General features: G+C 36.8%; 13 protein-coding genes. 10 read left to right on the forward strand and 3 right to left on the reverse strand.

Translation table 11 applies throughout. The features are described 5' to 3' along the window. Window positions 1-376 precede the first annotated feature (376 nt). The gene (locus tag IGL70_RS04480; protein WP_104873890.1) at window positions 377-1,549 is read left to right on the forward strand and encodes a class C sortase; all 1,173 of its coding nucleotides are present in this window, start codon (window positions 377-379) and stop codon (window positions 1,547-1,549) included. Between the two features lie 193 nt (window positions 1,550-1,742). On the opposite strand, the gene IGL70_RS04485 is transcribed toward IGL70_RS04480, so the two are convergent. Beyond that, window positions 1,743-2,936 (reverse strand): MFS transporter, encoded by a 1,194-nt coding sequence (locus IGL70_RS04485; protein ID WP_002332512.1) that lies wholly within the window; start codon window positions 2,934-2,936, stop codon window positions 1,743-1,745. 222 nt (window positions 2,937-3,158) lie between these two features. Between IGL70_RS04485 and IGL70_RS04490 the strand changes: the two genes are divergently transcribed. The 8 genes from IGL70_RS04490 (at window position 3,159) to IGL70_RS04525 (ending at window position 10,171) form a co-directional block, all read left to right on the forward strand. Further along, window positions 3,159-3,536: a MerR family transcriptional regulator gene (locus IGL70_RS04490; protein ID WP_104873889.1), complete on the forward strand. Its 378-nt coding sequence runs from the start codon at window positions 3,159-3,161 to the stop codon at window positions 3,534-3,536. 20 nt (window positions 3,537-3,556) lie between these two features. Then, window positions 3,557-4,438 carry a LysR family transcriptional regulator gene (locus IGL70_RS04495; protein ID WP_002331511.1) on the forward strand — a complete coding sequence of 294 codons (882 nt, stop codon included), beginning with the start codon at window positions 3,557-3,559 and terminating at the stop codon, window positions 4,436-4,438. A 390-nt stretch (window positions 4,439-4,828) separates the two neighbouring features. Further along, the gene (locus tag IGL70_RS04500; RefSeq protein ID WP_104873888.1) at window positions 4,829-5,149 is read left to right on the forward strand and encodes an LPXTG cell wall anchor domain-containing protein; all 321 of its coding nucleotides are present in this window, start codon (window positions 4,829-4,831) and stop codon (window positions 5,147-5,149) included. After that, window positions 5,146-5,805, forward strand: coding sequence for a WxL domain-containing protein (locus tag IGL70_RS04505; RefSeq protein ID WP_002332509.1), 660 nt, complete (start codon window positions 5,146-5,148; stop codon window positions 5,803-5,805). Before IGL70_RS04500 ends, IGL70_RS04505 begins: the two co-directional genes overlap by 4 nt. Window positions 5,806-5,846: 41 nt before the next feature. After that, complete coding sequence (locus IGL70_RS04510; protein WP_002306293.1) at window positions 5,847-6,557, forward strand: WxL domain-containing protein; 711 nt, start codon at window positions 5,847-5,849, stop codon at window positions 6,555-6,557. A gap of 13 nt (window positions 6,558-6,570) precedes the next feature. Then, entirely contained in the window at window positions 6,571-7,587 is a 1,017-nt protein-coding gene (locus IGL70_RS04515; protein WP_002331508.1) for a DUF916 and DUF3324 domain-containing protein, read from the forward strand. 13 nt (window positions 7,588-7,600) lie between these two features. Then, window positions 7,601-9,328, forward strand: a complete 1,728-nt coding sequence (locus IGL70_RS04520; RefSeq protein ID WP_104873887.1) for a hypothetical protein — start codon at window positions 7,601-7,603, stop codon at window positions 9,326-9,328. 75 nt (window positions 9,329-9,403) lie between these two features. Then, a complete protein-coding gene (locus IGL70_RS04525) occupies window positions 9,404-10,171 on the forward strand; it encodes a hypothetical protein (RefSeq protein ID WP_240187443.1) in 768 nt (255 codons plus the stop codon). A gap of 187 nt (window positions 10,172-10,358) precedes the next feature. On the opposite strand, the gene IGL70_RS04530 is transcribed toward IGL70_RS04525, so the two are convergent. After that, window positions 10,359-11,678 (reverse strand): IS1380-like element IS1678 family transposase, encoded by a 1,320-nt coding sequence (locus IGL70_RS04530; protein ID WP_104873965.1) that lies wholly within the window; start codon window positions 11,676-11,678, stop codon window positions 10,359-10,361. Between the two features lie 123 nt (window positions 11,679-11,801). On the opposite strand from IGL70_RS04530, the gene IGL70_RS04535 reads away from it, so the two are divergent. After that, complete coding sequence (locus tag IGL70_RS04535; RefSeq protein ID WP_240187444.1) at window positions 11,802-12,347, forward strand: GHKL domain-containing protein; 546 nt, start codon at window positions 11,802-11,804, stop codon at window positions 12,345-12,347. 83 nt (window positions 12,348-12,430) lie between these two features. Here IGL70_RS04535 and IGL70_RS04540 read toward each other — a convergent pair whose 3' ends face one another. Then, on the reverse strand, window positions 12,431-13,180 hold the full coding sequence (locus tag IGL70_RS04540; RefSeq protein WP_002306297.1) for a LytR/AlgR family response regulator transcription factor: 750 nt from the start codon (window positions 13,178-13,180) through the stop codon (window positions 12,431-12,433). Window positions 13,181-13,248: the final 68 nt, after the last annotated feature.

Here is a 13,248-nt window from a genome sequence, read left to right on the forward strand (position 1 = left end):
TTGTCACAGCTTTTCCTTCTAAAAAATAGCAAAATATGAGGAACTATTTTTCCGTTTGTTTCTCTAATACTCAGGTCAAGACGCTGATTTCAGAACCTCTTCTTTAAACGGTGTTCTCCTACCAACTCCTCGGTCACAAGTCATAATATTCATCAAACATGAGAAGCTGTTTTTTGAAATTGTTCCTTGTGACTCAGAGCTGAACGGCAGGCTCACGACCTCTTTCTTAAACGGTGTTCAATCAGCTGACCCTCGGTATTAGCTCAACAAACAGTAAAATATGAGGAACTATTTTTCCGTTTGCTTCTCTAATACTCAGGTCAAGACGCTGATTTCACAACCTCTTCATATACATATTAGAAAACAGGTGGACATGATGAAAAAAAACAGAATAAGAATACTGGACATCTTCATGGCAATCATTTTAGCCGTTGGGATCGGGATCTTTTCCTATCCTTTTGTAGAAGATTCACTGAATGATTTTCTTGCCCAGCAGATGATCATCCATTATCAAAAGCAAGCATCGAAAAAGAATTCAGCAGAAATAAAAAAACAGCAAGAAAAAATGACAAAGAAAAACCAGCAGCTGGCAGAAAAAAATGTATCACCAGGGATAGCCAGTTTCAACCAGACAGTTGATGCAAAAGTATTAAAAGATTTACCTAGTAATGCCTTTTTTATGGCACACATGCTTGGAGTCATCGAAATCCCAAAAATCAATGTCAGTTTACCCATATTTGATCAGACAACGGAGATATTTTTGCAAAAAGGAACGTCATTATTGGAAGGAAGCTCTTACCCGACTGGGGGGAAAAGCACCCATGCCGTTCTTTCTGGGCATCGTGGTCTTCCAGAAGCAAAATTATTTACAGATCTGCCTAAATTGAAGAAAGAAGACCAATTTTTCATCCAGATCAATGGAAAGACACTGGCATATCAAGTAGAAAAAATCCAAGTAGTCTTACCTGATGAAGTAGATTCTTTGGGTATCCAAAAAGGTAGGGATCTCGTGACTTTGCTTACCTGCACTCCTTACATGGTCAATACACATCGACTGCTTGTGACTGGTCATCGTATTCCTTATCATGCAAAAGAGGCAAAAAAAGCAATCCAAGGAATTGATCAATGGAAAAAATGGAAATTTTTTGCATTGACTATCGGCATACTACTTGGATCGATCGGCTTAATTTGGTTAATCATAGCTTATTTAGATTTTTTGGCCATTGCTAAGCGAAACTATCCTTTATCTTTTTATGTAAAGAACAAAAACGGACGACCAATCGAAGGAATGGTCTTTTCTGTAAAAACACTCAACGGCAAACACTATATTACTAGAGAAAAAGTTCCATTCGTGAAAGCTTCTGATGAATATGGATTAGTCATGTTTTCCGATTTGAAGGGCGGGAACTATCGCTTGCAACATGAGGAGATCCTACTTAAAATCCATGTAAAACATAAACATTCGAAACAGTTTTCAATGAAATTGAAAAAAGGAAGATACAAACTGCGAAAAGAAAAAGAGGCGTACTATTTGATTGAGAAAGAATGAATGAAGATGTCCAAAAAAGCAGAGGAAACCGACTAAATAAAAAAAGAGAAGCTGACGAAATGGACGTGTAAACTACTATTTTTGGTTTACTATCTGGAACGCCAGCTTCTATTTTTTATGCTTCAGAAGATTTTTATTATTATAGTATAACTTTTTAATCAGTCTCCCTTTTGGTTCTTTATATCATCGAATTTTAATGCTGCAAGCTTTCCCTTAATTCTGTAATACCAGTAATAGTTGTCAGAACTAGCAGACTGACTAGGTAAATACCACTCAAAAACAAGATCACGGCAGTTAAACTATAATGATCCATCAAAAAACCGATGACGATAGAAGAAAAACCACCAACAGCTCGTCCAAGATTCATAATGAAATTATTCGCCGTCGCACGGATTTCCGTTGGATACAAACTGCTGATTACTGCGCCATATCCACCATACATACCATTGATAAAGTAGCCGACTATCACAGCTGCGGCTACCAAACTCCACTGGCTATGAGCTAATACAAGTAGATAGACAGATAAAGAAGAACAAATCAAAAATAAAGAAAAGGCTAGTTTAGGCCCCATCTTATCCATGATCATGCCAAAAGTCATCATCCCCAAAGACATTCCTAAAATAGTACTTACCATCCACAATGAAGAACCAGAAACTGAAAGTCCTAATCGATCTTGCATAATCGAAGGGAGCCAGTTCATCAACCCGAAATAACCGGCAATTTGGACAGTCACCATGATACTAAGGCCACATGTTTGCCAAGCAAGATGTTTTGTTTCAAATAGTCGGCTAAGTTTGGTTTTCTTTTTGGCGGATTGTATAGATTTGAATTCCTTTGGTTCAGTCAAACCACGACGAATGAACAATACCATCAGTACCGGAAGTACGCCTACGACATATAGCATCTTCCAACCAAACGCTGGAATGATCAAAGCAGCTAAAATCGCAGCCAAAGCCGCACCAACCTGCGCACCAATACCAGCAACCGACGAAGCTCGGCCAATTTGTTTTTTGGAAAAACTTTCGGAAATCAAGGACATGCATGCACCATATTCTCCTCCTGCTCCTACACCTGCGATAAAGCGAAAGAGATAAACTAAGTAGATATTTGAAGCAAAATACATCAATAAAGAAGCAATCGAAAACAGAAGGACCGTTTGAGAAAATACTTTCACGCGACCATATTTGTCAGCTATGATGCCAAAAAAAATACCTCCAATGAGCATCCCCAAATTAGTGATCGTTGAAATGAACCCCGCTTGCGTACCACTAATATGAAAAGAAGCAATCATTGAAGATAATGAAAAAGCTAAAAACATAATGTCCATATTCTCTAATGCAATTCCCGCCGATGTCGATAATAATACCTTTCGCTGATACTTTGTCATTTTTATACCCCTTTTCCTAAAATTTTCCTAAATTGTTAAAAGTATATCCAAAAAAGAATAAAAAAACAAGTCTTTTTTATTCCGAATAGAGTAGATCCGACTGATATAGATGATCCAGCTCAGTTTTAATAGAAATGGTTATTGACTTAGAGTACACTTAAAGTTATAGAATAATAAGATACATAAGAGAAGTGGTAAGATAATGAAAGAAAGAGTGATCAAATGAATATCAAACAAGTCAGTGAAGAAAAGGGAATTTCGGCCGATACATTGCGCTATTATGAACGAATCGGGCTGATTCCGCCAGTTAATCGGACAAAAGGCGGGATTCGTGATTATACAAAAGAAGACCTGGAATGGGTCGATTTTACGATTTGTATGCGAAACGCTGGATTATCGATTGAGTCTTTGATCGAATATATTCGTCTATCTAGCGAAGGAGAAGCAACTGTGTCTGAACGACGTAAGCTTTTGATTGAAGAAAGTGAACTTTTGACGAAAAAAATTGCTGAAATGCAAGAATGTTTAGAACGTTTGCAAGGTAAAATCAAGAAATATGATCATGTTTTATCTAGAAATAAAATGGAATGTATCAAGTAAAAAAATCAAGGAGCATCGTTATGGAATTACGCTTGCTAAAATATTTTTGGACAATTGCAGAAGAAGGAACGATTTCCCAAGCTGCAGAAGTTTTGCATCTTACACAACCCACCTTAAGCCGACAATTGAAGGAACTAGAAGAGGAGCTAGGAATAGAACTGTTTGTACGTGAAAATCGTAAAATGATCTTGACAGATGCAGGTTATTTTCTAAAAAGCCGAGCAGAAGAAATCTTAGATTTGACGAATCAAACGACTCAAGAATTCGAGAACAGAAAGAAACAATTATTCAGCGGACGATTTACGATCGGATGTGTGGAAGCTGATAATTCAGACACATTGGCATTATTACTAGAAGAGTTGATCCGTGATTATCCTAGCGTTCAATTTCATATACATAGCGGAACAAGTGATGACATCACGGAGCGGCTAGAAAAAGGTCTGTTAGATTTAGCGATTTTGCTAGATCCAGTAGATACAGAAAAATATGAAACGATTTTGCTGCCAAGAAAGGAAAAATGGGGATTACTCATTTCAAAAGCTTCTGATTTAGCACAAAAAGATGCAATAAAAAAAGAAGACTTTTCCAATGTCTCTCTTTTGATTTCTAAGCGTCCAGAAATACAACGAATGTTTGCAGACTGGTTAGGTATAAAAAAAGAACAGCTGTTGATCACAGGAACGTACAATTTGATTTTCAATGTGTTCTCGCTAATTGAGAATCAGGTAGGAGCTGCTTTAGTCATAGAAGGGGCTGTAAGTAATCATTCAAAGGAAGTGAGATTTGTTCCGCTTGACCCGCTGATTGAAACGAACTGCATGCTAGTCTGGAAAAAGAATCGGATCTTGTCACCTGTAGTCAATGAATTGATCCACCGTTTTAAAGAAGCTTTTGAACAGTAATAACCATTTCTAATCAAGGAAACTCAATAATATTAATTGATAAAAAGGTTGTGACAAAAGTGGTCAGTTTCAGGAAATAAGATGAGATGTACGAAAATAGCTTTTCAAATATTTTATATAATTTCGACTTATTACCTCAAATACAAGCTTTAGAACATCGTTTATTTGAAAAAAGGAGAGTGACATAACTATTGTCACACTCCTTTTTTATTTTTCATTTTGAATCAAAAAATCAAAAAATTTACACAACTTATTAAATAAGCGCTTACAAATAAAAAAAGGATAGAACGGAATCGGCTATAATAAGCGTTGTTCTGGATTGTAATCATTATAAAGAAATGAAGGTTATAACTTTGGAGGTGTTCGAAAAGAAAAATGGGAGGAGCTTTCATGAAAAGATTTAGAAAAAGTTTGATATTGGTTTTTACGTTGAGTTGCTTGATACAACTTTCTGCTTTCAACCAAGTGGTGTTTGCTGCAAGTAAAAAAAGTAGTGTAGGTATCACTTTTGAAGGAAGCGTTCCGCCAAGTTCAACTGATCCATCCGTACCATCCTCGCAAGATGCTGATAAATCAGCAGATCAATCCAGACAAGAGAAATACCCGAAGACCAATGAGCAACAGCAATCATTTATTACATGGAGTGGAGTATTTCTTTTAGTAGTTATTTTATTATTTATATTTTGGAATAGAAAGAGGAGTAGAGAATGAAAAAAACAATTTTAGCTACAATATTAATCAGCACAACAATCTTAGCGGGAACAGTGGCCGTACATGCAGATGACCTAAGTGGTAAGAGTACAGCAAAAATCGGTCTAACGAAACAAGATCCAGATAATCCAGTAGGCCCGATCGACCCAATCGATCCTGATGATAATCCTCCTTCAAATGATCCAACTGGAAATACTGGGGACTTGCGTATCGATTATATCTCAAACATCGACTTTGGTACTCAAACGATTTCTGGGAAAACAGAAACATATATTGCCGAAAAACCTGCATCTCTAACAGAATCACAAGTATCAGATTTACGAGGAACTGGTGCTGGCTGGCATTTGCAAGTAAATTACGATACAGAAAAACCAGGATTTACTTCAGAAGATAAAACATTGAGTGGTGCAGAACTAACATTACCTAGCGGAACTGCTAAAAGTGTTGCAGATAACAAGGCTACACCTCCTGCTACAAGCGAAGTAGTAGTTAATGATGCCGCACAAAACATTATGACAGCGGCTGCGAATACAGGATTAGGGACATGGGCAGATGAAATGGACACAGCAAATGTTTCGCTTAAAGTCCCATCAGGTAACTTAGTGGGTGATTACACAGCTACGCTTGTCTGGACTTTATCAGACGCACCAGCTTAATGAAACATTTATCATGAACGAATAAGGAGAGAAGAACAACGATGAAAAAACAAGTATTCTACACATTAGCAGCGACAGTATTGCTATCAAGCTCATTATTAAGCGCATTGAACGTACAAGCAGATGAAACAGAGCCGGCAAAAGATTCTACCACTTCGACAGCAAAGATCACATTTACAGGAGATAACACTGATCCTGTAGATCCAGTAAACCCAGATGATCCTGATAATCCAGTGAATCCAGTAGATCCGGACGACCCAGATAACCACGGGACTGGAGATAACGGACCTTTGTCAATTGACTATGTCTCAAATATTACATTTGGCACACAAGATATCTCAACGACTAGCCAAGTATACAACGCTGAAAATGCAGAGCCACATGTTCAGATCACTGATAAACGTGGAGTAGAAGGTGGTTGGACATTGACAGCCGCAGCTACAAAATTTGTTGCTAGTGACCATTCAGAGTTAAAAGGTGCAGAATTATCATTTAAAAATGGGGTAGCAGAAAAAACTTCGGATAATACAAGTGAAGCACCCGCAACAAGTGATTTGATTTTTAACAATACTGAAGCAAAAACAGTCATGACAGCTGATAGTTTGAAAGGTCAAGGGACATGGTTGGATGTCTTTAAAGGAGAAGAAGGAAACAATACAAATGTTCAATTATCAGTCCCTTCAGGATCTGCGCAAGCAAAAGAATACACAGCAACGATCACTTGGACACTAACAGCAGGGCCAACTGTTTAGGATGGAGAGAAAAATGAACAAACTTCAATCATTGTTTGTTGCTGCTCTTAGTTTATTAAGTGTTGTAGTCGTGCCACTGACGACATACGCTGATTCGAATGAATCAGCGTACAGCGTCAGTGCGAATATTCCCGACTTTCAAAAAAATAAGAACGTTTCTTATTTTGATTTGCAATTAGGTCTAGATCAAAAAGAAGAGATTTCGATCCATTTAGCAAATTCAGCAAAAGAAAAAGCAACTTTTAGCGTAGACGTTAATAATGCTGCCACAAACAGTAATGGGGTCATTGATTACGGACAAACAGATCTAAAGAAGGACTCTTCTGCTAAATATGTATTGAATCAGCTCGTTACTCCTAAAAATCAAGAAATCGAATTACAAGCTGGTGAATCCAAAGATGTGACTTTCCAAGTTCACATGCCAAAAAATCGTTTCAAAGGAATTATCCTTGGCGGAATACACATCAGCAAAAAAGATAATGTCAGTGAAAAAGTAGACGGGACAGCTATCCGCAATAAATATGCATACGTGATCGGTGTAAAATTGCAAAACGATACAGATGCTGTCACACCTGATTTGAAGCTGAACTCAGCAAAAGCAGGTCTACAAAATTCATATACGACTGTGTTTGCTAATGTACAAAACCCTACACCTGGAATTATCAGCAAAGTCAAATTCGATGCAAAGATCACAAAAAAAGGATCAAAAGATGTTCTTTATGAAACAAAAAAAGAGAACATGTCGATCGCTCCTAATACGAACTTCGACTTTCCGATCAGCTTGAATAAGGAGAAGATCGAAGCTGGAGATTACACGGTAACAATCGATGCCAGCGAAGGCAACACAGATAAAACATGGCATTTGACAACTGATTTTACGATCCAGTCAGAAAAAGCCAAAAAGATCAATCAAGAAGCAGTGACAGAAGATAAAGGAATCCCGTATCTCACAGCTATCATTACAGTCGGAATTTTGTTATTATTGATCATCGCATTTTTAAGTTACAAATTACTTAAACAAAAAAAGTAGGTGAGTCTTTCAAGTGAAATTGAATCAGCCACTAAATAAGTTATATATATTAAGTTTGTTTTTTATTTGTGTTTTAGGAAGTATCTTTTTTCATTCTATTGAGGTTTCAGCAGCAGATTATACAGAAGTGAGTGAGGGGCCGATTCTTGGAGGACATGTTGAAGCATCGATTTCTTACAAAAAAGATCATTCCCCTCATTATACGGCTGTTGGAGATACGGTGACGGTTACGACCACTTTAGAAAAGTTAGATGATGGTGCTTTGCCCGATCAGTATAAACAATCTTCTGTTCTTATGTTGTTCCCTGATAAGACACAAGGCTTAGAATTACAAGGAGAGCCTGAATTTAAATATGAGATAGCAGGGATACAAGATACGGGGAGATTTGTTGAAATAACCAAATCATTACACATTTATCTATTGATGATGTTTAATGCATCGGCCAATTTAGAACACGGTGACCCGCTGACTTACGATGGCCGAATGACAGAGATTCCAATCACCACTGAATATGACGATGGCCCATATGAGGATGGATATGCCTTATCGAATTTATTAGCTCTAAAAGGTTCTAAAGTCATTTTAAGCTATAAAGCGACCGTGACAGAAGAAGCATTGAAGAACGATAAATTTATGCTTCATGCCGCTGTTTATGACAGTAAGGCTGGTAATTTTGACTGGGATCATTTTCTAACAGCATCTATGCCAAGCATTCAAGATCTAAGAGTCTCTTTTGATGAAGCAACTAAAAACAAAAAGATCGATATCAAAGACGATTCTTCTTACCAAACTACTTTAACCGGTTTTTGGGCAGGGGCAAAAGATGATATCCATCCTGTGCTGACAGTAGATGGTAAAGAATTACCTATACCAGATGGTAGTTTTAAAGAGGACGGGACATTCGCGATTCCGATTGATCTGAAAAATGTGGGGAATATCGGAACGAACAATATCCATATCAAGCTTTCTGATAGTAATGGCCAAGTCGCGGAAGACGATGCAGTCATTACACTTGCCCAACCATTTGTTCCACCACAAATCAAACTTTCTGATTCTTTGGCAAATGCTACTGTCAATGTTTTTCCAACAGATCAGTCATTGACGATCAATGGGGAATGGAAGGATAAAGACAGTAATACGGTTACATTGTTTTATAAACTAAATGGTCAAGAAAGAGTCTTACAAGACAACGTTAGCAATACAGCAAAAGACTCATGGCTTCCTTTTTCACAAGATATATCTCTTACAGATTTGAAACTTGGCGATAATCAAGTAGAAGTTTATGCTAAAGATGCAGAAGGTCAGCTATCTAATCACGAAAGTTTTAAAATCATATTGAATCAAGGAAAGGTAAGCTTTAAATCGATCGATCCGGAGATCCAATTTCAAAATATGGTTATTTCTGGTAGCACTGTTTATTCTTCACCACAAGCAACTGTTGGGGTAGTTGTAGAAGATACGACAGGAATTACGAAAGATTGGCAGCTTAAAGTCAAACAGACCTCCTCTTTTTCTGACGGAACAAGAGAGTTGCCTGCGCAATTAACTTATCTAAATGGCGAAGAAAAATTGCCAATAACGAATAGTTCAGCAATAGAATTACCAGTAGTCCAAAACAATACGACAGATTATTCTTTGCATCAAGATGCGAACCATCAATTCCAGTTAGCTGTTTTACCAGGTGCTTATGCTGGTGAATATCAGTCACAGTTGGAATGGACGATCGAAACAGCGCCATAATAATAAGAAGGGGAAACGCGGCTGTTTTTCCTTCTTATTTTTGTTATGATAAGGACGAAAGGGTGGGGTTAGTTGATGGAGTCAATCATGTTTGTTCTTATTGCTTATTTAAATTTGTTTATTTGGATGAGTATGTTATTTAAAGGGACGTCAAAATGGCGATTCATCTTATTATATTTGGGGTTGATGATGGCTAATATGTTCTTTGTTCCATATACGTCATTTTTCTTTGCAATCGCTTATATTGTGACATGCTGGTTCTTGTATCTTTTGGTAGAAAATATTTTTTTATCGGTCCTGCTACAGAATTTTCTATTGAATGTGATAGGTATTTCCTTTTTCTTAGCAATCGATATTCCAAGATATTTGGGATTTTATACAAGTTATTTGGACCTTTCAGTAGAGCTAGCGTTAGCAGCTTGCTTATTTTCGATCATCAGAAAAGCAGATCAAAAATATGATATATTCGATTATTTCAGCGGTTACACGAAAAAACTGAAAGGACTGACAGTTTTATCCGTTGTTATTTATGTGCTGATTTACATCTTTCATTTAGGTATTAGTTTTTATTCATTGGATTACATCCTTACTTCGATCATCACACTTTTATATAGTATTTTTTATACGGCTTTTTTTATTGTTTTTATTATATACAAGAAAAAGTTCCAAGTGATCGAACTTTATTTGAAAGACAATCAGGAGACAAAAGACTACTACGAGAAATTGGATGATTTCCGTCATGATTATTTGAATTATATTTCTGCATTGGAATACAGCTTGAAGAATGACAGTCAGGAGAATTCTATCAAGCTATTGACACATTTAAACCTGAATAATTCATAGCTTTAATTCTTTGGCACATTTTATTGAAATATGTATCACTAATATCCCTATCAACTGATTTTGACTAAAAAGTTACTTCAAACATTCACTGTTCAAAAATATTGAGGAATAAATTTTGGGTGTAAGGCATTTTGAGCATACTTCTCCCTGGATAACTTCCCAGTAAAAAAATCGTTAGATTGTTGGATTAGATCCATTGACTGGCTCGCCTCAGGCGAGCAAAGACCCTGTAGAATTCATTCTGATACACATGATAACTAGATAATTTGAGATAGACTCGTCTACCCGTTTGGACTAATTTCCCAGCAACTTTCAGAAACTTCAATCGAATAGAATGAATGGTCATTCCCTTTTGGACTTCTTCAAAGCCAATCGTTCTTAAGAAGTTGACTAAGTTGTAAGCTATCAAGCTGAGCATCATTCGGACATGATTCTCCAAAAAGCGAGGACTGTCTGTTTTGTCAAAGTAAAAGCCAGCTTTCGCTTCTTTAATGAAGTTCTCCATTGTGCCACGTTTGGCATAGATAGAAAAGATGGTATCAGGAGAAACATTTTCTGATAGATTCGTCACGATAAATTCATGTCGAAAGAGTAGTTCGCCCGCTTCACGTGTTGAGCGTATACACACGCGACGACTTTGTGACCAGGATTGTGCTTGATAAGTGGTCGAGAAGTACTGAACTTCTCGTTCTTCCCACTTTTGATTATCGCCATAAAGTACTGATTTCTCAGCTATTTGACCTAGTCTACGATTATTCTTCAGTCGAATAACATAATGACTCTTTTTTGATTCACACGAATCATACACACCAGGTGTAGCGAACCCGCTGTCTCCACGAACCAAGATGTCAGTGTTTGGTAGAGAGTGATTATAGTGCTCTAATAAAGGTGTGAAAAACTCCTTTACGCCTTTTGATGTATATTGATTTCCTGAACGTAGTTCAGCTTTTAAGAAGTCACCAGTCAATCCGTCAAAAGCTACCAATGGATGGTAACCATAGGTTTGGTAGTGTGTATTATAATCCGTTTGTTCTTGGTGACCAAATGTATCTGAATGGGTCGAATCTAAATCAATGATTAACTCCGTATCATTACGGATGAGGCGTGCTTTATCGATAAGTTCTTGGTTCAAAGCTTGAAGTTCATGGATATTCTCCTCAGATAGTCGATCTAAAAATCGGGAAAGTGAAGATTGAGAAGCGAGTTCTTTCCTATCTAAAACAGCTTTAAACACAGGATCTTGTCTCAGGAGATTAGCTGCAGAATCAGCTGAGTAACCAGCAATTAATTGCATAATGAACTGCTCAAGTATGGATAAGTTGTCATGAGTAAAATACGCTCGTTCGTCTTCAATGTGAATGTGTTGCTTAGCTAGTTCAGAAAAACCAAAGATGTTCATTAGCTCTTTCACTAGGACGAGACCCGAATCACTCGATAATTGACCACCTGTATGAGAAATAGTGATATTTGAATTGAATTTTACTTGGTTTTTGTGTAAGCTAGTCATGAAAAGAACTCCTTTCTTTTGGTTGGTTTAGTCACTTTAACCATAGCAGAAAGGGGTTCTTTTTTCATCACTTAACGGGTGAAGATGAAAAAGTAATTGTAAGCTGCCGTGAGGCAGTTTCACATGGTTTTAATTAAAAGTATGAATTATTCAGGTTTAAAGGATTATTCTTTAGAAGCGATCGATGATGCCAGGCATAATCCTCTGAAGCGAATCGGCGATCCAGCGGTACGCGGGCTTTTTTATCATTTTATGGAAAAAGCAAATCAATCAGGTGTTTCTTATGATATCCAAGTTCTAAATATCATCAATAATATCAAAGCAGATTACATCGATGTTCTTCGTCTTTTATCTATCGCACTGAATAATGCCATTGAACATTGTGATAAAACAAGAAAAGAAGTGCCCGTCAGTATCACGATCAATCAAACAAACGAACGGTTTTATTTCAAAATCGAGAATCCAGCTGATATGTCATCAACAAGTTTATCTAAGTTGATGAAAAGAGGAAGCTCAATGAAAAAAAATGGGGGGCTCGGTCTTTATAACTTCTCGAAAATCACGGATAAATATCTAAACGCCAATTACGGGATCAAATATTTAAAGCGCACGAAAATGTTTGTCTTGGAATTAGCAATCTATGAGAAATCTATCAGTAAAATTGTTTGAATAGCTAGTAAAGTAGCCTATTGAAGTTAAAACGGGTAGGACATCTCTGTCCTGCCCGTTTTGATGTTTGAAAAAAGGAATCGTCAGCTGTTCGTTTGTTTCAGCTGGTCAATATGGCGCAATAGTTTTTTTACACTAGAAGAACTTAAAAAAAGCGTATCTTTATTTTTGAAATGGACTTCCATCATTTGTTTATCTACTTCTTTGATATTGAACGGGTTGATAGAAAAACTTTTCAGGTCATTAAAGAAATGATAATTTTGAAATTTTTGTTTGATATTTTTCATTTTATCATGAATAACGAAGTTCTCGTTTGTTCCATAAAATTCTAATGTGGAGCGAGAACCATTAATCGTTGAAATATAATTGACTTCGTCTGGCGCAATCAAAAAGACTTTTGCGGCACCTTGCAGTTCAATGATAGAGGACGATTGTTTATGAGCTTCCAGTTTTTCTAAGAGAAGTTGTTTCAATGTTTGCGCAACTTCATCTAGGTTCGTTTTATCAAGGTAACAATCGGGACGAATCTGCTGATTAATGATTTCTAATCCGCGTGTATTATCATTTGATAGGAAGATAATGGAGCATTCTGGGTTTTTGTTCCGTATTTTTTTAGCAAAATCAATACCGCTATGCAATGTCTTCAGATCAATGTCAATAATAAACAAATCAGAAGAAGAAAAGACCAGTGTATCTAAGCGCTTATAAATCGTTTCCAACTCATTGTTCGGGAATATTTGAAGAGAGATGACACTCAGCTCTTGATGTTTCATTAATTCTTTCTTAAATAGTTCCTGATGAAACAAGTTATCTTCAATGTAGTAGATTTTCATGATTCGATTCCCCTAAGACAGATTTCATTACGGTTAGTATAACAGATTTTTTCTATAAATTTCATCAT

Source organism: Enterococcus sp. DIV0901a (genome assembly GCF_051711525.1).
GTDB classification, from domain to species: Bacteria; Bacillota; Bacilli; order Lactobacillales; family Enterococcaceae; genus Enterococcus_B; species Enterococcus_B faecium.

Excerpts from the sequence above, each read along its gene's own strand:
- IGL70_RS04480 (WP_104873890.1), top strand. The coding sequence starts at position 377 with ATGAAAAAAAACAGAATAAGAATACTGGACATCTTCATGGCAATCATT.
- IGL70_RS04485 (WP_002332512.1), bottom strand. The coding sequence starts at position 2,936 with ATGACAAAGTATCAGCGAAAGGTATTATTATCGACATCGGCGGGAATT.
- IGL70_RS04490 (WP_104873889.1), top strand. The coding sequence starts at position 3,159 with ATGAATATCAAACAAGTCAGTGAAGAAAAGGGAATTTCGGCCGATACA.
- IGL70_RS04495 (WP_002331511.1), top strand. The coding sequence starts at position 3,557 with ATGGAATTACGCTTGCTAAAATATTTTTGGACAATTGCAGAAGAAGGA.
- IGL70_RS04500 (WP_104873888.1), top strand. The coding sequence starts at position 4,829 with ATGAAAAGATTTAGAAAAAGTTTGATATTGGTTTTTACGTTGAGTTGC.
- IGL70_RS04505 (WP_002332509.1), top strand. The coding sequence starts at position 5,146 with ATGAAAAAAACAATTTTAGCTACAATATTAATCAGCACAACAATCTTA.
- IGL70_RS04510 (WP_002306293.1), top strand. The coding sequence starts at position 5,847 with ATGAAAAAACAAGTATTCTACACATTAGCAGCGACAGTATTGCTATCA.
- IGL70_RS04515 (WP_002331508.1), top strand. The coding sequence starts at position 6,571 with ATGAACAAACTTCAATCATTGTTTGTTGCTGCTCTTAGTTTATTAAGT.
- IGL70_RS04525 (WP_240187443.1), top strand. The coding sequence starts at position 9,404 with ATGGAGTCAATCATGTTTGTTCTTATTGCTTATTTAAATTTGTTTATT.
- IGL70_RS04530 (WP_104873965.1), bottom strand. The coding sequence starts at position 11,678 with ATGACTAGCTTACACAAAAACCAAGTAAAATTCAATTCAAATATCACT.
- IGL70_RS04535 (WP_240187444.1), top strand. The coding sequence starts at position 11,802 with ATGGTTTTAATTAAAAGTATGAATTATTCAGGTTTAAAGGATTATTCT.
- IGL70_RS04540 (WP_002306297.1), bottom strand. The coding sequence starts at position 13,180 with ATGAAAATCTACTACATTGAAGATAACTTGTTTCATCAGGAACTATTT.